This is a genomic window from Roseburia sp., from assembly GCF_041325975.1.
GTDB lineage: Bacteria > Bacillota > Clostridia > Lachnospirales > Lachnospiraceae > Roseburia > Roseburia rectibacter.
The window spans coordinates 955,182-975,101 of sequence record NZ_JBGLEJ010000005.1 but is presented as its reverse complement, the minus strand read 5'-3'; the positions used below and the strand labels follow the sequence as shown (position 1 = coordinate 975,101).

At 41.4% G+C, this 19,920-nt stretch carries 15 protein-coding genes; 14 read left to right on the top strand and 1 reads right to left on the bottom strand.

Going from position 1 to position 19,920, the window contains the following annotated elements:
* Window positions 1-50 precede the first annotated feature (50 nt).
* The 9 genes from ACDD58_RS15870 to ACDD58_RS15830 all read left to right on the top strand — a co-directional run bounded on the left by ACDD58_RS15870 (window position 51) and on the right by ACDD58_RS15830 (window position 10,522).
* Window positions 51-3,863: an AAA family ATPase gene (locus tag ACDD58_RS15870; RefSeq protein WP_370778364.1), complete on the top strand. Its 3,813-nt coding sequence runs from the start codon at window positions 51-53 to the stop codon at window positions 3,861-3,863.
* Between the two features lie 285 nt (window positions 3,864-4,148).
* Window positions 4,149-4,358, top strand: a complete 210-nt coding sequence (gene thiS, locus ACDD58_RS15865) for a sulfur carrier protein ThiS (protein ID WP_241070691.1) — start codon at window positions 4,149-4,151, stop codon at window positions 4,356-4,358.
* A gap of 117 nt (window positions 4,359-4,475) precedes the next feature.
* A complete protein-coding gene (locus ACDD58_RS15860) occupies window positions 4,476-5,255 on the top strand; it encodes a thiazole synthase (RefSeq protein WP_117922300.1) in 780 nt (259 codons plus the stop codon).
* A gap of 159 nt (window positions 5,256-5,414) precedes the next feature.
* Window positions 5,415-6,623, top strand: coding sequence for a 2-iminoacetate synthase ThiH (gene thiH, locus ACDD58_RS15855; protein ID WP_370778362.1), 1,209 nt, complete (start codon window positions 5,415-5,417; stop codon window positions 6,621-6,623).
* Window positions 6,616-7,227 carry a thiamine phosphate synthase gene (locus ACDD58_RS15850; protein ID WP_370778360.1) on the top strand — a complete coding sequence of 204 codons (612 nt, stop codon included), beginning with the start codon at window positions 6,616-6,618 and terminating at the stop codon, window positions 7,225-7,227. Before thiH ends, ACDD58_RS15850 begins: the two co-directional genes overlap by 8 nt.
* A 100-nt stretch (window positions 7,228-7,327) precedes the next feature.
* The gene (minC, locus tag ACDD58_RS15845) at window positions 7,328-8,026 is read left to right on the top strand and encodes a septum site-determining protein MinC (RefSeq protein ID WP_117922303.1); all 699 of its coding nucleotides are present in this window, start codon (window positions 7,328-7,330) and stop codon (window positions 8,024-8,026) included.
* 21 nt (window positions 8,027-8,047) lie between these two features.
* Window positions 8,048-8,839 (top strand): septum site-determining protein MinD, encoded by a 792-nt coding sequence (gene minD, locus ACDD58_RS15840; protein ID WP_118210614.1) that lies wholly within the window; start codon window positions 8,048-8,050, stop codon window positions 8,837-8,839.
* Between the two features lie 11 nt (window positions 8,840-8,850).
* The gene (gene minE, locus ACDD58_RS15835; protein ID WP_006857669.1) at window positions 8,851-9,126 is read left to right on the top strand and encodes a cell division topological specificity factor MinE; all 276 of its coding nucleotides are present in this window, start codon (window positions 8,851-8,853) and stop codon (window positions 9,124-9,126) included.
* A gap of 208 nt (window positions 9,127-9,334) precedes the next feature.
* Window positions 9,335-10,522: a MalY/PatB family protein gene (locus tag ACDD58_RS15830; RefSeq protein ID WP_370778357.1), complete on the top strand. Its 1,188-nt coding sequence runs from the start codon at window positions 9,335-9,337 to the stop codon at window positions 10,520-10,522.
* A 1,062-nt stretch (window positions 10,523-11,584) separates the two neighbouring features.
* Here the strand turns inward: ACDD58_RS15830 and ACDD58_RS15825 are convergent.
* Window positions 11,585-12,340 carry an exodeoxyribonuclease III gene (locus tag ACDD58_RS15825; RefSeq protein WP_117922531.1) on the bottom strand — a complete coding sequence of 252 codons (756 nt, stop codon included), beginning with the start codon at window positions 12,338-12,340 and terminating at the stop codon, window positions 11,585-11,587.
* Between the two features lie 230 nt (window positions 12,341-12,570).
* Here ACDD58_RS15825 and ACDD58_RS15820 point away from each other — a divergent pair, with 230 nt between their 5' ends.
* The 5 genes from ACDD58_RS15820 to ACDD58_RS15800 all read left to right on the top strand — a co-directional run bounded on the left by ACDD58_RS15820 (window position 12,571) and on the right by ACDD58_RS15800 (window position 19,893).
* The gene (locus ACDD58_RS15820; protein WP_370778355.1) at window positions 12,571-14,346 is read left to right on the top strand and encodes an ASKHA domain-containing protein; all 1,776 of its coding nucleotides are present in this window, start codon (window positions 12,571-12,573) and stop codon (window positions 14,344-14,346) included.
* 300 nt (window positions 14,347-14,646) lie between these two features.
* Window positions 14,647-16,116: an ABC transporter permease gene (locus tag ACDD58_RS15815; RefSeq protein ID WP_370778353.1), complete on the top strand. Its 1,470-nt coding sequence runs from the start codon at window positions 14,647-14,649 to the stop codon at window positions 16,114-16,116.
* Window positions 16,117-16,129: 13 nt separating this feature from the next.
* Window positions 16,130-17,095: a carbohydrate ABC transporter permease gene (locus ACDD58_RS15810; protein WP_117922533.1), complete on the top strand. Its 966-nt coding sequence runs from the start codon at window positions 16,130-16,132 to the stop codon at window positions 17,093-17,095.
* Window positions 17,096-17,254: 159 nt separating this feature from the next.
* Window positions 17,255-19,048: a hypothetical protein gene (locus ACDD58_RS15805; protein ID WP_118209219.1), complete on the top strand. Its 1,794-nt coding sequence runs from the start codon at window positions 17,255-17,257 to the stop codon at window positions 19,046-19,048.
* A gap of 221 nt (window positions 19,049-19,269) precedes the next feature.
* Window positions 19,270-19,893 carry a YesL family protein gene (locus ACDD58_RS15800; protein WP_370778351.1) on the top strand — a complete coding sequence of 208 codons (624 nt, stop codon included), beginning with the start codon at window positions 19,270-19,272 and terminating at the stop codon, window positions 19,891-19,893.
* Window positions 19,894-19,920 lie beyond the last annotated feature (27 nt).

Genomic DNA, 19,920 nt, shown 5'->3' with positions numbered 1-19,920 from the left:
TTTGATCTCAATATTATTATGTTTTCATAAAACAGGAAAAAGGAGCGGTTATGAAACCAGTCAGTCTTACAATAAGTGCATTTGGACCATATGCGGGAGAACAGACCATAGATTTTGAACGGCTTGGATCACAGGGATTATTCCTGATTACAGGAGATACCGGAGCAGGAAAGACTACAATTTTTGATGCGATCACATTTGCATTGTACGGGGAAGCCAGCGGTGATGTACGCAAAGCGGATATGTTCCGCAGTAAATACGCCAAAGCGGATGTGAAAACATTTGTGCGTCTGACGTTTGAGTATGCAAATAAGCGGTATATCGTAGAACGCAATCCGGAATACATGCGTCCAAAAGGACGCGGAACCGGAATGACAATGGAAAAAGCGAATGCTACGTTAGAGTATCCGGATGACAGGGAACCGGTGACAAAAAGCAGAGAGGTTACACGTGCCATCACAGAACTGATTGGCTTAGACTGCAAACAGTTTACCCAGATAGCGATGATCGCACAGGGAGATTTTCAGAAAGTATTGTTTGCAAATACGGAGGAGAGAGGAAAGATCTTTCGACAGATATTCGGTACAGATATTTACCGTGTGCTGCAGGAACGGCTGAAAGATGCTGTGAAAAAGCAGTGGAGGGAATATGATGAACTGCGGCGCAGTATCAATCAGTATATGGATGGAATTGTTTGTGATAGTGATTCATTGAATGAAGAAGGGGCAGCAATCGCTGAAAAAATGAGCCTGCTCAAAAAAGAAAAGTTTGATGGCAGGGTGGAAGAGGGAATTTTGCTTTTAGAGCAGCTCTGCCAGGTACAGAAAGAGTCATTAGAATATTTACAGAATGAGAAACAGACACTTGATGAAAAGATCAGAAGTGCGGATGAACTCAGTGGAAAAGTACGGGAAAATACAAAAAGAAAGCAGTTATTAGAAGAGAAAAAGCAAAGATTAAAGGAATTAGAACCACTACTTATAAAGGCAAAAGAAGATATGTTGTACGCCCAAGAAGCAGCAAAAGACTGCGAAAGATTAGACAGGGCAGTGGAGGAATATGAAAAGAAGCTGACACTATATGAAAAAATCCAGAAACTTGACCTGGCACAGCGGACAAAACAGCAGAATATAGAAGAGAAAGTTCAAAAAAAGCAGCAGGAGGAACAGAGAAAAATCAGGCTGGAGGAAAAACTGCAGCAGGAGAAAGAAAATTTAAAATCATATGAGGGTGCTACTGTAGAAAAACAGCGTGTGGAACGGGAAATCCACACAATTACAGAAAAAAGAGATTCGTTAGAAAATCAGAAAAAAAAGATTGTTGAACTGGAAACGGCACTTTCAGTCAGAAAGGAAAGTTTAAGTTTACAAAAGAAAACAGAAGATCATCTGTTAATGCAGGAACAAAAACTAAAAGAAGAACAGGAACAGAAGAAAGATGCTGCAGGCTGTGAAATTGTCTGTAAGAACGCATTAAATGATATCCGACAGAAAATAAGAAATCTGGCAGAGATTACGGAACAGTTGGAAACGGCAGCAAAAGAAGTGAAAAGACTGGGCATGGAACAGGATAATGCACAGAAGAAGTATGATACGAAAAGCAGCGAACTGCAGCAGCAAAAAGAAATGTTAGAGCAGGTTTCCGACGCAGAAAGAAGGGAAAAACAGGCTGAAACAGAGAGTATTAAGGTATCGGAAGCGATACGCAGACAGGATGAACTGGAAGATAAGTTAGAAGATTGGGAAAAAATCAGTAAAAACAGGGAAAAGGCACAAAAAGAGTATCAAAAAGAGGTCACAGCGCAAAAACAGATAAGTGAGCATTACAGGAAGATGGAGCAGCAATTCTGGGATGCACAGGCAGGAATATTGGCACAGGGACTGAAAGAAGAAGAACCGTGCCCGGTCTGTGGCTCAGTGCATCATCCCCTGCCGGCAGTTATACCACAGGAGACTCCGGAGAGGGATGAGTTAGAGAATGCGAAAGCGGAGGATGCAAAATCAAGGGAAAAAGTCAGCAGGCTGAGTGAAAAGGCACATCAGCTTATGGTACAGGAAGAAGAAAAAATATCTGCTGTATTAAAAGATGCAAAGGAATTATTGGGAATATCTGATGACAAAATGTCTTTAGCAGAGATCAGGCTGGAGAATCAAAAACAAAAGAATGCGAATGAGGTACAAAGACAAGAATATAAAAGTCAAAAAGAAAAGGCAAAGAATGATTTGGACACAAAGAATCTGTTAGAACAAAAGATGCAGGATACGCAGAATGAACTGACGCTGTTAAGTGAAAAGAAGAATGCCCTTGGACAGAAGAATGCTACGGCAAAGGAACGTTATACACAGCAGAAACAGCAGTGGGAGAAAAATATTGCTGACTGTGGCTTTATGCTGGAAAATACAGAAGATTCCCAGATTGTTTTATCACAGCTTTCCCAAATTGAAAGAGAACGAAATATGCAGTTTTTGCAGGCAAAAAAAGACAGGGAGCGTGTGGAACAGATTGCAGGTGAATTAAAAGAAAGTGAAGAATCAAAGCAAAAAATACGTGTAACGATCAGCAGCATCCAGGAAGAAATCGCAAAACTGACAGGAAATAAAGAGACTGTCGAAAAGCAGATGAGAACAGACATGCAGTCTGTATGCAGTCAGGCAGATATCTTCGGAAATACCGGCACTACTATCGTGCAGAAAATACAGGAAGCAGAGCACGAACAGATGGCTTTCGCAGAGGATGTGATTGTCATGATGCAAAATGCAGCCAGTGAAAAACAGGTGGAATTATCCAAAAAGCAGGAGAAAGAACGAAAAAAGGCTGCATTAGAAAAGCAGATTCCGCTTGATGAAACAGAAATAAAAGAACTTACCAGTCAGATCGGTGCGGCAGAAAATGAGATAATACGTTTACAGACAGAGTATGTAAACGAAGAAAAAGGTTTAAAAGAACTGAAAGAGCAGGTAGAAGATATTACAAAAGAGGAAGTACAGTCACAGATAGAAAAATGTACGGAACAAAAGAAAAATCTTGAAGAGAACAGGGAAAAGACGAGGGAAACCTATAATAATTACGAAAAAAATACGGAGAGTGAAAAAGGTGCCATTCAGGTACTTCTTGGTCAGATTAGGGAGACAGAAAAGTTGATAGCACTTCCGGAAGAAGAAATCGAAAAACAGGCGGAAGAACTGCGGACAAAAAGAAGTGAGATCGAAGAAAACAGGGCATCAAAATATACTTCTTATCATGCGAATATGAATATCTGTGAAAATGTCAGTAAAAAACAAGAGGAGATTGCACAGACTGAACAGAAATATGTCTGGATGAAGTCGCTTTCCGATACAGCAAGCGGTATGTTGACCGGAAAGGCAAAGATCGAATTAGAAACTTACGTGCAGATGGCTTACTTTGACCGGATATTGATCCGTGCAAACAGGAGAATGCTTACGATGAGCAGTGGGCAGTATGAACTGCAGCGTGAGGAGGAGACAGGAAGCCGCAAGGAAAAAGCAGGATTGGAACTTTGTGTGGTAGACCATTATAACGGAACAAAGCGCAGTGTCAAGACACTTTCCGGCGGAGAGTCATTTCAGGCATCATTGTCGCTTGCACTTGGATTGTCGGATGAGATACAGTCTTATGCAGGCGGAATCCGTATGGATTCCATGTTTGTGGATGAAGGGTTTGGCTCGCTTGATGAGGATGCCCTAGAGCAGGCATTAAAGGCATTGTTACAGCTTACAGAGGGTAATCGTCTGGTAGGCATCATTTCACATGTATCGGAACTAAAAGACCAGATTGACAAAAAAATCATTGTAACGAAGCATCGGACGCCGGAAGGTGTCAGCAGTGCTGCACAAGTGGAGTAAAATATAGTGAATTAGTATAAACTTTTTTTCTTGACTTCACCACTGTATAGTGCTATCATCTGAAATAGAGTGAGCAGAGCGTTCATGAAGGGGTACACCACCTTGGGTGTATTTCTTTGTGAACGCTTTTTTTGATTCATAGGAAATTACGTCCTATGAATCAAAAAGCCCTCCGGGCAGGATGCGCATCTCGCGGAGAAGAAGTTAGCTGTAAATAGCACTGCTCGAGTGCGAAAGAGTCGCAAGCGACTCTTTGTTTTTGCCTGAAAAAACAAAAGGAGGAAAATGAAAGGATTTATGGAGATCAATGGAAAGCATGCAACGTTGCCGGAAGGGACAACGATACTTGATTACTTAGAGCAGAATCATTACGTGTTAGCACAGATTGCAGTTGAGCACAATTATGTGATTTTAGACAGGGAAGATTATGCGAAAGTTGTTTTAAAGGATGATGACATTTTAGAAATTGTCAGTTTTATGGGTGGCGGCTGTTAAGCTGGCATAAGCGGAATATCTGGCAGAAATAAAGAAAATTGTAAAAGAAAAAAGAGTTGATAGCTGTGTTATCAGAAAAGATATAACAGTACAGACATAACAGAAAAGAGGAAAAAAATGAGTGAAATGACGAAAGATACATGGACATTAGGAGGACATGAGTTTACCTCCAGATTTATATTAGGTTCCGGAAAATATTCCTTAGAGCTGATTGATGCAGCAGTAAAAGAAGCAAAAGCAGAGATCGTGACGATGGCACTGCGACGTGCAAATGAGGGTGGTGTGGCAAATATCTTAGATTATATTCCAAAGAATGTGACATTGCTGCCAAATACATCCGGGGCACGAAATGCAGAGGAGGCAGTCCGTATTGCAAGACTGTCAAGACAGATCAGCGGCAGTGATTTTGTGAAAATCGAGGTCATTCATGATTCAAAATATCTGCTGCCGGACAATTATGAGACAGCGAAAGCAGTAGAAGTGTTAGCAAAAGAAGGATTTGTTGTAATGCCATATATGTATCCGGATCTCAACGCAGCACGTGATATGCAAAACGCAGGTGCAGCCTGTATCATGCCGCTTGCGGCGCCGATCGGTTCAAACCGTGGAGTATGTACAAAAGATTTTATCCAGATATTGATCGATGAGATCGACCTGCCGATTATCGTGGACGCTGGCATTGGAAAACCATCCCAGGCATGTGAAGTTATGGAAATGGGAGCAGCAGCGGTTATGGCAAATACTGCGATTGCGACAGCAGGTGATATTCCGGCAATGGCATCTGCTTTCCGTGAGGCTATCGAAGCCGGAAGAAAAGCATACCTGTCGGGTTGTGGACGTGTCAAGATGGGTGGGGCAAGTGCATCTTCTCCACTGACGGGTTTTCTCTCTGAATAATTCAGAAGAATCAGAGTGGCAAATATGGGAGCAGAATAAAAATTAGTTTTATGGAAATTTTGAATCAGAAAATATAATGCATTTTTTATAATTTGATTTGAACAGAAAAATGAATATAAAAAGTTTCGGGTTCAAAATAAGCACAGGGGATAAAAAATCATGGAACATATCAATGAAAGTATTTTAAGCGACGAGATAAAGGAACACCAGAAAGAAGCGAGAATCGATCATATGACATATTTGCCGGGGATGGAAGCGTTGAAATCCGATATCACAAAACAGGTGGTTGAAGTAATGCAGGCATATGATTATGACAGTTACACAGCGGAAGATGTACGGAGGGCACTTACAAAAAGAAACCGTACACCAGAAGATTTTGCAGCGTTGCTGTCACCTGCGGCAGAGCCTTTTATTGAAGAAATGGCACAGTGCGCAAAGGTGGAAAAAGAAAATCATTTTGGTAATTCTGTCTGCTTTTTTACACCACTTTATATTGCAAATTATTGTGAAAACTACTGTATTTACTGTGGATTCAACTGTCATAACCGCATCCGCAGGGCAAAGCTGAATACAGAGGAAATTGAAGCAGAAATGGCTGAGATCGCAAAATCAGGTCTGCAGGAAATATTGATTCTGACAGGTGAGAGCAGAAAAATGTCGGATGTGGAATATATTGGAGAAGCATGCAAAATTGCAAGAAAATATTTTAAAGTCATAGGACTTGAAGTTTATCCGATGAATTCTGATGAATATGCATATCTGCACAAATGCGGTGCAGATTATGTGACCGTTTTTCAGGAAACCTATAATTCAGATAAATACGAGACACTTCATTTAGCAGGACACAAACGTATTTTTCCATACCGTATGGAGGCACAGGAGCGTGCAATCCGCGGCGGTATGAGAGGTGTGGGATTTGCAGCACTGTTAGGGCTGGATGATTTCAGAAAAGATGCGTTTGCGACAGGAATGCATGCTTATCTGCTGCAGAGAAAATACCCGCATGCAGAGATTGCTTTTTCCTGTCCGAGACTTCGTCCGATTATCAATAATGACAAGATTAACCCGATGGATGTGCATGAAAAACAGCTTCTGCAGGTTGTGACGGCGTACCGTCTGTTTATGCCATTTGCAAGTATCACGGTTTCTACCAGAGAGTGTGCGAGGGTAAGAGACAGTCTGATGGAGATCGCTGCAACAAAGATTTCTGCGGGAGTCAGCACCGGTATCGGAAGCCATGCAAAGGGACTTGAGGATCAGGGAGATGAGCAGTTTGAAATTTCGGATGGAAGGACAGTAAAACAGGTGTATGATGCATTGCTTGAAGAAGGACTGCAGCCTGTTATGAGTGACTATATTTATGTATAAAAAAGAAAATCCAATTCCGGGAAAAATAATTGCGGTTACAAATCGCACACTTTGTGACCGCCCATTTTTAGAACAGGTTAAAAGAGTATGTGAAAAGAAACCAGCGGCGCTGATATTAAGGGAAAAAAATCTGCCGCAAACAGAATATGAAAGTCTGGCAATACAGGTTTTAAAAATTTGTGCAGAATATGGGGTGATCTGTATTCTGCACAGTTATCTGGAAGTCGCAGAGCGGTTAGGGAGCAGGTACATTCATCTGCCGCTTCCATTATTAAGAGTTTATATGGAAAAAACGGAAAATGAGAAAAAGCAGACAGAGACAAAAGTTAAAATGATCTTAGGCTGTTCCGTTCATTCTGTGGAGGATGCTATCGAGGCGGAAAAACTAGGTGCATCTTATCTGACCGCAGGTCATATTTTTGCCACAGATTGTAAGAAGGGGCTTCCGCCGCGTGGAACAGAATTTTTAAAGCAGGTGTGTAAATCCGTGCATATACCGGTATACGCTATCGGTGGAATCGGGTTTGGTGATGGAAAAGTTGACCTTGTGTGTGAATGTGGGGCAGAGGGAGCATGTATCATGTCAGCGTTTATGACAATATAACATAAAAAAATATAAAAATTTCAATCAAATTTCTCATGTCGCATTGCACCTGTTTCAAGAATCTGCTATACTAAATCGGATAGTAAAGTGGAGGGACGATATGTCACAGGCAGTTGTTATAAAAAGTAATAAATACGGGATACATCTTGTATTAAGCAATGAGATATCTTTTAAAGCACTTTTAGATGCCATCGTCGAGAAGTTCAAAGAGTCAGAGAAGTTCTTTAAAGGGGCAAAACTGGCGATTTCTTTCGAGGGAAGAAAGCTGACACATGATGAAGAAATGGCTATCATTGATGCAGTGACATCTAATACAAGTATCGAGATATTGTGCATTGTAGATCATGATCCGGACCGTGAAGCATACGTCAAGCAGCAGATCGAAGAATATCAGGCATCTGTGCAGCAGCCGTATGTGGATGGAGGGACTCAGTTTTACCGCGGAACGCTTCGCTCAGGTCAGACACTTGAGAGCGAAACAGGTATTGTAGTGGTAGGTGATGTCAATCCGGGCGCAGCAGTCATGGCAAACGGCAGTATCGTTGTACTTGGAGCGGTAAAAGGAAGTGTCTATGCAGGACTTGGTGGAGATGACAGTGCATTTATCGTTGCACTGGATATGGACCCGATTCAGATCCGCATTGGAAATGTTCTGGCAAAGAGTCCGGACAAACCTTTTGGCAGGCGTAAAATAAGAAAAAAGGTCAAGGAAACGACCACGTCTCCGCAGATTGCGTATTTAAAAGATGGAACAATCTGTATTGAACCGCTGACAAAAGAACTATTAAGCGATATTTAACGGCAGGAGGAATTTTTTGAAATGAGTGAAGTTATTGTAATTACGTCCGGAAAGGGCGGAGTTGGTAAAACGACTACAACCGCAAATGTTGGAACAGGTCTGGCACAGTTAAATAAAAAAGTAGTGCTGATCGATACCGATATCGGACTTCGTAACCTGGATGTTGTAATGGGACTTGAAAACCGCATTGTTTACAACCTGGTAGACGTTGTAGAAGGAAACTGCCGTGTTGAGCAGGCATTGATCAAAGACAAAAAATATCCGAATTTATGTCTTTTACCGTCAGCACAGACGAGAGATAAGTCAGCAGTATCTCCGGAGCAGATGCAGGCGCTGATCGAAGATTTAAGACAGGATTTCGATTATATTTTATTAGACTGCCCGGCAGGAATCGAGCAGGGATTTAAGAATGCCATTGCAGGTGCAGACAGAGCACTTGTAGTTACAACACCTGAGGTTTCCGCAGTGCGTGATGCAGATCGTATCATCGGACTGCTTCAGGCAAACCAGATCCAAAAGGTTGATCTTATCGTAAACCGTCTGCGTATGGACATGGTAAGACGTGGCGATATGATGAATGTAGAAGATGTGTGCGATATTTTAGCGATCAATCTGATCGGTGCAGTACCGGATGATGAGAATATCGTAATTTCTACGAATCAGGGTGAGCCGTTAGTTGGCAGCAACTGTCTTGCAGGACAGGCATATCAAAATATCTGCCATCGTATTCTTGGCGAGGAAGTCGCATTCCTTGATCTTGAGGCAAAACAGGGAGTATTTTCAAAATTAAAAGATTTATTTAAGAAAAATTAGGAGGAACAGTCATGGGATTGATGGACTTATTTAAAAAGAAAAGTTCCGGTGATGTTGCAAAAGACCGTTTAAAACTTTTGCTGGTGACTGACCGCGCAAGCTGTTCCCCGGAAATGATGGAGCAGATCAAAAACGAGATCATTCAGGTAATTTCAAAACATATGGATATTGATATGGAAGGCCTTGACATCCAGATCACACAGACAGAGTCAGAGTCAAACAATGGAACTGTACCGGCATTGTTTGTTAATATTCCAATCCGTGATATCAGACACGGAAATTCATAAAAACTTATCATTATATATAAGAGATCATAGACTGTTCGAAGGAGAATACAGATTTTCGTTTGAACAGTCTTTTTTAGTACTATTGACATATGATATTGAAAATGCTAATATCATACTAATTTGATATGAATTAAATGATAAAAGAGAAAAAGGATGCGGCAACTGATAACAGAAATACAAAGGATGAGCAAAGGAGCAGTATCCCGGAATGGAGTATGTCATGAAGTACGATTTTGATGAAGTAGTAGAGCGAAGAGGAACCGGATGTTTAAAATATGATTTCGCAAAAGAGCGTGGAAAAAAAGAAGATGTATTGCCACTGTGGGTTGCTGATATGGATTTTAAGACTGTGCCGGCGGTAACAAAAAGACTGCAGAAAGCAGTGGAACATGGGATTTATGGGTACAGTGACAGTAAGGAAGATTATTTTGCAGCAGTGTCAGGATGGTACCGTGATCATTTTGACTGGAACACAAAGCAGGAATGGATGATAAAAACTCCAGGGGTCGTTTTTGCACTTGCGGCAGCAGTACGTGCTTATACAGAAAAAGGCGATGCCGTACTGATTCAGCAGCCGGTATACTATCCATTCCGTCAGGTGATCGAATCAAATGACAGAAAGTTAGTCAGCAGTGATCTCGTCTTGCGGGATGGTCATTATGAGATTGATTTTGAAGATTTTGAGGCAAAAATAAAGGAACATCAGATTCATTTGTTTTTACTCTGCAGTCCGCATAATCCGGTAGGACGTGTCTGGAAAGAATGGGAATTAAGAAAGATCGGAGAAATATGTCTGAAATATCAGGTTGTTGTTGTCAGCGATGAGATCCATAGTGATTTTGTGTATCCGGGAAATAAACATTATGTATTTGCGTCTATAGAACCGGAATTTGAGAAGATATCCGTGATCTGTACAGCACCAAGCAAAACATTCAATCTTGCCGGACTTCAGGTGTCAAATATTTTTATTGCTGACGAAGGATTGCGTAAAAAATTTATCCGTGCGGTGGATCAGGCGGGGTACAGTCAGGTAAACCTGATGGGACTTGTCGCGTGTCAGGCTGCTTATGAAGAAGGAGCAGAATGGCTTTTGCAGTTAAAAGAATATCTGCTTGGAAATCTTTCCTTTGTACGTGAATATCTGAAAGAAAATCTGCCAGAAGTCAAATTGATCGAGCCGGAAGGAACGTATCTGATCTGGCTGGATTTTGAAGCGCTTGGACTGGAAAGAAAAGAACTAGAGGCTCTGATCGACAAAGCCGGACTGTGGCTGGATGCCGGAGCTATTTTTGGAAAAACAGGAATAGGATTTGAGCGCATTAATATTGCATGTCCGAGAAGAACATTAGAGCAGGCGTTTGTGCAACTGAAAAAAGTGGTGGATCAGTTGAAGTAGTATGGGATAAATGCGTTGCCTGCCAAATGCTGGTTTGTTTATGAAATAAATCGTCCGCTCAAATAGTATTTCGTAGGTTTGTGAGTGGCATCTTGCGCAAAGCCGAAGTAATTTTTGTTCCGTTGTACGAAAATAAGAAAAGTCTAAGTGTGTCTGAGTTAGATTTTCTCGGAGTGACGTGAACGGCAACAACGAGTCATCCATGACTCGATGCTGCCTTGTTCTGCCATCCGTGGCAGAACATCACTATGTATAGACAGGCACACCAAGATTTTCTAATTTTCTCCCAAAGTCACAAAATTAGCTCCGGCTTTGCGCAAGATGCCAGCCGTCAGGTTGTGAACACCATTTGGGTTGGCGGTTCATCTCAGAATTGGGGGCGTAAGTGCGGATTTTTGATATTCGCACGAATGGAAATATGCTTAAAATCCTAAGGTGTTGTATCATTGATATTCAGCCTAGTGACTTCCCAGAATTTCCATCTGCTACATTGTACTACATGAATTGTTTCGTAAATTGTCAGACCAATAACACAAAATATTCTTCAAATGTGTATGGCAATAAACATGAGCATAGTGGAATATATTGAGGTTTTTGCCAGCGTTATCAAACAAATAATAAATTATTGAATATAGTTATTTAGAAATATTTTTTAATCAGATTCAGACACAAAACACTAAAAATTTACGCACCCCCAAGGTTGTAAAATGAGTTCCCCGACGAAGGGTGGTTCACAGCCTTACGGCTGGCAAATCGCATCAAGCCGGGATTGCTTTTGTGACTTTGGGAGAAAATTAGAAACTCTTAGGATGCCTGTCCGTAACACAGTGTTGTGCTGCCACGGACGGCAGCACAAGTCCTAATGTGCCCGGACGGCACATTTAGGACGCACACGTCACTCCGCCCCAACCTGAATCAGGCATGCTTAGAGTTTCTTATTTTCGGACAACGGAAACAAAACAGTCCCGGCTTGATGCAATTTGCCAATCACAAAACTGCGATATCACCCTTTGCCGGGGAACTCATAGTCCAACAAACCAGTATTTATAGGGGCAATTCATTTTATAAGTCGATATCTAATTCTACCGGGCAGTGGTCTGAGCCGAAAATATCTGTATGGATCTTTGCACCGGTGAGTTTGTTTTTGAGCCGGTTTGATGTGATAAAATAGTCAATACGCCATCCGGCATTCTTTTCACGTGCCTTAAAACGATAAGACCACCAGGAATAGATCTGTTCCATATCCGGATAAAAATAACGGAAAGTGTCTGTAAAACCGGCGCCTAAAAGTTCTGTCATTTTTGCACGTTCTTCATCTGAAAAACCGGCATTTTTCCGGTTCGTTTTTGGATTCTTTAGGTCAATTTCCTTGTGTGCTACATTTAAATCTCCACAGAGAATGACGGGTTTTACGTCATCAAGTTTCTTTAAATAAGTACGGAAATCATCTTCCCACTGCATACGGTAAGGAAGACGTGCCAGTTCATTCTGTGAATTTGGTGTATAACAGGTAACCATATAAAAATCAGGGTATTCCAAAGTGATGACACGTCCTTCTTTGTCGTGTTCTTCGATACCGATGCCGTAGGTCACATTTAAAGGTTCTTTTCTGGTAAAAATTGCGGTGCCGGAATAACCTTTTTTCTCTGCGTAATTCCAGTACGAAAAATAACCGGGCAGTGGAAGGTCAATCTGTCCTTCCTGTAGTTTCGATTCCTGAATACAGAAAATATCTGCATCTATTTCATGAAAAAAATCAAGAAAACCTTTTTGAATACAGGCACGCAGCCCGTTGACATTCCAGGATATCAGTTTCATAGTAATCTCCATTCTACGTGTGAAAAATATCTTTTTTACACGAATCTCTATTTCTTTTTTCTGCAAAATATCATAGCATTATATTTTGTGCTAAACAAGGAAAATATGCAATTGCTGCTGACAAAACAGTGTATGTATATTGTTGATAACAGAAAGAAGTGGTGTTTCCATATTGTAGGGAGAATGGTATAATTTATTTCAATAAGTAAGTTCATGGCAGGTAGGAATTGATGAAACGAGTTTTTTTACAACAAAACCAGAACAGGACAGTGCTGGAACTATTGAGAGCACAGGGGGAATATTTAGATGCACCCTGCAATGGAAAAGGTACCTGTGGAAAATGTTGCATTATAATAGAAGAAATACAAAAAGCAGATCCACCCAAACCACGGGAAAAAGAAGTGTTTACAGAGAAGGAGTTAGAAGAAGGATGGCGTCTTTCCTGTATGACGATTCCATCAGGCGATATGTATGTGCGCATTCCAGAAGAAGGTGGGGAGCAGATGCATGTGCAGACTGAATTTATCCGTGGAAAAAAGGAAGCAGGTGATGGGCAAGGAGTATCTGTATGGGAAAAGGAAGATGCAGGGGACAGGCAGCCGGAATTTATCGAAAAAAAGAGAACAGAAGATAACCAGCAGATATCACTGGCTTTGGAAATGCCATTAGAGAGCGTAGATACAGAAAACTCTACATATGGCATTGCAATCGATATCGGAACGACCACGCTGGCAGGCGAGCTGATTTCACTTACGGATGGAAAATGCATAAATACAGCAGTGTGCGTCAATCATCAGAGAGCATATGGAGCAGACGTGATATCAAGAATCCGGGCGGCAGCGTCTGGTGACGCAGAAAATTTAAGACAGAGCATTTTAAAAGATATAAAAGATCTGGTAGGAATATTGCTTGCTGGGCAGAAAATGGATGAACAAAGCACACAAAGTGTCAGTAAGATCGTGATTGCTGGAAATACAACTATGTGCCATTTGCTGCTTGGGTATTCCTGTGCGGGACTTGGAATTGCGCCGTTTACACCGGTAAATCTTGCGCCGGAGAAGATGACTTGGAGCGAATTAACCGGAGAGTGTGAAGATGTAAAGAAAGGCATAAGTATTGGAGAATATGGAGATGGAGGAAACATCAGAAGCACTGGAGAGTATGGAGATGTCAGAAATAGTGGGAATATCGGAATAAACCAGTGTGCGGAAGTATACATCGTTCCGGGAATCTCTGCTTTTGTCGGAGGTGATATTACAGCAGGTATGATCGGATGCGATATGCGTCCGGATCAGTGTGAGATGCTGATCGATATCGGAACAAACGGTGAGATGGTCTTATCTGCGGGGGATCATTTCCTTGTATCATCCGTTGCAGCAGGACCTGCATTCGAGGGTGGAAACATATCCTGTGGAGTGCCGGGAGTACCGGGGGCTGTCTGCCGTGCAGTTCTGTTCGGAAAAGAAAATATGGTGACGAAAATGATTGGTGGCAAAACCGCGATCGGGTTGTGCGGAACAGGAATTATTGACGTGATGTACGAATTAGTGCGCCATCGTATCGTTGATACATATGGAACCCTGAAAGAGCCATGGTTTACCAAAGGGTTTCCGGTCGTACCCGGTAAAATCTATTTTACACAGGAGGATATCAGACAGATACAGATGGCGAAGGCAGCTATCTGCGCAGGTGTGGAAGTTCTGCTGCAGAAAGCACACATACCATATGAACAGATCAATCGGGTATATGTGGCAGGCGGATTTGGTACAGGTCTTGATATGGAAAAGGCAGTTGGGATCGGACTTCTGCCGTCAGGACTACGAGGAAAGCTGATTCCTGTCGGAAACAGCGCCTTAGAGGGCGCTGTCTGTTGCCTGACTGGCAAAAAAGAAAAAAATGGGCTGAAGCCAGAAAAAATTACAACGTTATCGAATGAAATCAATCTTGCAGACACAGAAGAATTTCAGAAGCTGTATGTAAAGCATATGCAGTTTCCATTTTACTGAAGTGAGAATAGAGTGTGAGGGGGATTGGTTATAACATCATAAAATTCAGGTACGTCAGAAGATGATCAAAAGGACAGGGGTATTTATTAGAAAAAAATACCTCTATTTTTTTACATCTGATTTTCAATGACCAAAAATCAAGGTATATTTTATCAATTATTTACGGTATTTTAATTTTCTTCCCTTTTATATAATAAATACAACAAAAGCAGTTCGGAAATATTTTTTTTAAGGCAAAACTTAAACGTTTTCGAAAACCTCCGGATGCTGGAGAAAACCAAAAAGAAGGGAAAGGGAGAAATGAAAGAAACGGGCATTTCAAAAAACAAAAAAGCAGATGGCACCGGCGTTACAGATAAGTTATATCTTGTACTTCGGATCGCAGTTCTGTTTGCAGTCTTATTTATGTTCATACCTGGAATTAACCCAGCGCGAATCAGTGGAATGATCGGAAGAAACTTATCCTTGTTTACTTCCGGTATCTCATACTCATCACTGGCATCAGAGTTTGGACGTGCATTCCGAAAAGGATGGGTCATGAAGTCAACATTACGGCTTGACTCTGTATCTGCTCTGGTTACCTGTCTTGGAACAGCAGCGGTTGCAGCGGGAGGATGTTTATCACTTGGTAATCTGAAAATGAAAAAACTGAGCAACATCTTCACAGCGGCAGGAAGTGCAGTGATGATCCTCGGACTTGGTGGTATCGCACTTGCATACAGCCAGATCAGCAAAACGGAAAAACCTGGTAAGATAGAACCGATCTTTTCCAATGGCTTCTATGCAATCTTAATCGTTGCGATCATACTTTTAGCAGTTACATTGATTGTGATGGTAAAACAGCCGAAAGTTGAGGCAGGCGCAAAATATGAGATGGAAACAAAGTATCGTCTGTTTCTGATGTTGATGCCGTTTTTAGCACTGGCTGGTGTGTTCTGTTATCTGCCATTATGGGGTTGGAGATATGCATTCTTCGATTACAAAGTTGGTGATACCTTAAGCAGGGCTAACTTTGTTGGATTCAAATGGTTCACACAGTTATTTAAGAATCCGGCTACCGTAAGAGATATCATTCGTGTTCTGAAAAACACACTTGCAATGAGTGGACTTGGAATTTTGACAAGCTGGCTTCCAATGGCATTTGCAATTTTCCTTTGTGAGATTAAAAATATGAAGTTCCGCCGCGTTGTACAGACACTTACGACGGTGCCAAACTTCATCAGCTGGGTACTTGTATATGCAATCGCTTTCTGCATCTTCTCAACAGACGGATTTATCAGCAGTTTGATGGTAAATGCAGGAATCTGGTCAGAGGGTGTGAACATGCTGATGGGAGGCAGCCATGTATGGCTGCAGATGTTAGCATGGGGCTTATGGAAAGGAATCGGCTGGAGTGCAATCATTTATATCGCAGCGATTTCCGGTATTGACCAGCAGCTTTATGAAGCAGCAACGGTGGATGGCGCAGGCCGCTTCCAGAGAATGTGGAATATCACAGTGCCAAGCCTGATCCCGACATTCTGTGTATTACTGTTAATGTCAATCGCCAATATCTTAAGCAACGGTATGGATCAGTATTTAGTATTTGAAAACTCTACCAATACAAACGCTATTATGGTACTTGACCTGTATGTATACAAACTTGGTATCGGACAGGGACAGATCCCATTATCAACAGTAATTGGTATGGTAAAATCACTTGTCAGTGTAACCTTACTGTTTGGTGCAAACGGTATTTCAAAACTGATTCGTGGCGAGAGTATTGTATAAGGAGGCATAAGACATGGCAAAAACAGCACAGGAAAAGGCTGATTTAAAAGCCGAAAAGCTTTATGAAAAAACACATAAACGCAAATATCGCTTAAAACCCGGCGATGTCGTATTTAACATTTTAAACTACCTGTTTTTTACATTATTTACAATCGCATGTATATTCCCGTTTTATTACCTGTTCATCAATACGATCAGTGATAACGATCTGGTAATCAGGGGTGTGATCAACTTCGTACCGAGAGGAATCCATCTGGATAACTATACAGCTCTGTTAAACGTAAGTGACCTTTCAAGTGCATTGATCGTATCATTGTCAAGAACAGTACTTGGTACAGCACTTATGGTTGCAGCATCAGGATTTATCGGTTATCTGGTAACAAAAGATGAAATGTGGGGCAGAAAATTCTGGTACAGATTCCTTGTGATCACCATGTATTTTAATGCAGGTCTGATCCCATGGTTCTTAAACATGCAGATGTTAGGACTGACCAATACATTCTGGGCATACATCATTCCTGGTATTGTGGCACCATATAACATCATTTTGGTAAAGACGTACATAGAGTCTATTCCGGCAGAACTCGAAGAGAGCGCACAGATCGACGGAGCAAGTTTCTTTACCGTATTTCGTAAGATCATCTGGCCGCTCAGCAAACCGATCCTTGCAACGATTGCGATCTTTGGTGCAGTTGGCCACTGGAACTCCTTTACGGATTCCCTGATTTTAATGACATCTGCTCCGAAATTATATACGTTACAGCACAGACTTTACATTTACTTAAATCAGGCATCCAACTTAAGTGCATTGATGGAGTCCGGTGGAGCTGTCAGCGAGGCTGTTCTTAAATCAGCAATGAGTGGAAAAGTTATCAAATATACGATTTCCATGGTAACCGTAATTCCGATCTTAGTCGTATATCCATTCATGCAGCGTTACTTTGAGAAAGGTATCATGTTAGGTGCCGTAAAAGGTTAAAGAGGTGTTAACCGCGTGGTGCGGAATCAATATAACACAAAACAAGGAGTAAAATCCTCTCCTCACCAAAGGACTCGGATTTTGCTTCGCAAAACAAGGAGTAAAATCCTCTCCTCACCAAAGGGTTCGGATTTTGCTTCGCAAAACAAGGAGGATTATATGAAAGCTAAAAAAATTGTATCACTGCTTTTGGTAGCTGCGATGACAGTTTCCATGGCAGCCTGTGGGGGAAATGATCAGGCAAGCAACACAAAAAATGACACAGCAGCAGATAATGCTGTGGACGAAGCTGGCACAGAGGCTGGAGACGCTTCTTCCGATGAGGCGGATGCTGAGGATCTGGCAGACATCATTCCGGAGGAGACAGTAACTCTTGATGTATTCGACCAGTTAGCAAACTATTCCGGAGAGCAGATCGGCTGGTTCGGTCAGATCATGTTAGACAAATTCAATGTAAAATTAAATATCATTCCGGATTCCGACGGTGTATATGAGACACGTATGGAGTCAGGAAATCTTGGAGACCTGGTTCTCTGGGGAAATGACTCCGATGAGTATCAGCAGGCAGTGAGCAAAGGAATGCTCTTTGACTGGAATGAGGATGATATCTTAAGCGATTATGGTCCATACATCAAACAGAACATGCCGTATGCATTACAGAAAAATGCAGACCTTTCCGGCGGTACGGTTTATGGATTCGGATTTGATGTTGCAAGAGATGCAACAGCACGTCAGGATTTCATGTATACCTGGGATTTAAGATGGGATCTTTACAAAGAGTTAGGATATCCTGAGATCAAAACATTAGATGATATGGTAGATGTATTGGGTCAGATGAAAGAAATCTGCCCGACAGATGATAATGGAAAAACAACTTACGGTGTTTCCTTATTTAACGATTGGGATGGAAATATGGTAATGTTCGTAAAATCAACAGCAACTGCTTATTATGGATATGATGAATTCGGTTTTGGTCTTTATGATCCGGAGGAGCAGGTATTCCATCCGGTGTTAGAGGAGAATGGACCTTATCTTACATGCTTAAAATTCTATAACAATCTGTTTCAGAAAGGATTACTTGATCCTGACTCACAGACACAGGGATATGATGGTATGCAGGAAGATTACCAGAACGGTGGAGCATTCTTAAATGTATTCAACTTCTTAGGTTCTACTTTCTACAACTCAGATTCACATGCACAGGAAGGAAAAGCAATGTATCCTTGCCCACCGGAAGATGCAACCCCGATCTGCTATGGTCAGAATATCTATGGTGGAAACCGTATCTGGTCTATCGGTGCTAAGACAGAGTATCCGGAATTGTGTATGGCTATCTTAAACTGGTTATCTACTCCGGAAGGACGTATGACAGCTGAGTATGGTCCAAAGGATGTCTGCTGGTACTATGATGAAAATGGAAAAACACAGTTTACAGATTTAGGACGTGCAGCTAAGACAGATATCAGCACACAGATGTCTGATGGTTACAGCGGAACATTTGATGATGGTTCCTTTAAAATGAACAACACAACATGGGCACTTGATTCCTTAAATCCTGATTCAAACGGTGAGACATACAACTATCGTAAATGGGCTAGTTTTGCAACAGATGCAAATTCTGACATTGAGCAGGATTGGAGAGATAAGACCGGTTTTGCAACAGCAGATGAGTACATGGGATCAAGACCTTACAAACTTTCTCTTGGTACAACATACTCTGAGTCTGTAAAATCTGATGAGTTAAATGTATTATGGACACAGGTTGCTGAGTGCATCAAGACAAATTCATGGAAAGCAATCTATGCTAAGACAGATGCTGAATACGACCAGATCGTTTCTGATATGATCTCTCAGGCAAAAGATTACGGCTATGATGAGTGTATCGCATTCCAGGAGAATGAAGCATCACTTAGAAAAGCAGCTGAGGACGCAGTAAAAGAGACAATCAAATAACGATGTGATGAAAAACAATAGATGGCATGTTATGTAAAGACGTCTGTTGTTTGAAAAGACAGACCTGAGCAAAGGATCCGGACAAAACGTCCGGATCGCCCCGGTCTGTTTTCATCATACTGGATATATTTGTAAAAATCCTGTATGATGAAAGCAGATCAGACAGAAAAAATAAATAAAAGAGAGAAGTGTATTTACAGCACTCTGGATCGGAGGAAAAGATGAAATTTTTCAGTGTGGACAGTCCGTTATACCGTTTTTTGAGCAGATTGTTAGATATTTTAAAATTAAATTTTTGGTGGATTCTAGGAAGTATACCAATTTTTACGATCGGTGTATCAACGACAGCAGCAATGTCAGTTGCACTAAAATTAGCGGATGATGAGGAAGGTTATATTGCAAAATCTTATTTTGAGGCATACAAGGCAAACTTTAAGCAGGGAGTTCCGATGGGACTGATCTTTCTGATTGCGTGGTATGCGGTGTATCTTGATTTCCAGCTTTTTGGAGCGGTGAAAAACAATCCGGTCATTTTGCTGATCATTGGTATGGTCTCCGTATTTCTTGTAATCATTGCGATGATCTATGCATTTCCGCTGTTGGCAAGATACGAAAATACAGTGATCCGTACCATTCAGAACTCTATGGATATTTCAAGAAAATATTTTGGAAAAACGCTGATCTTAGTGATACTTGTTGCTGCGGAAGTGCTGATTTTCCAGTATAATTCCACGATGATATTCCTTGGAATCTTATTTGGCCCTGGATTTATCATTTATACGGTTGCAGCAGTGAGTAAACGTATTTTTCTGCAGATCGAGCGTGTGAATCGTGAGGGTGAATAAGAGATTGTCAATTTTTGGACAGTTCAC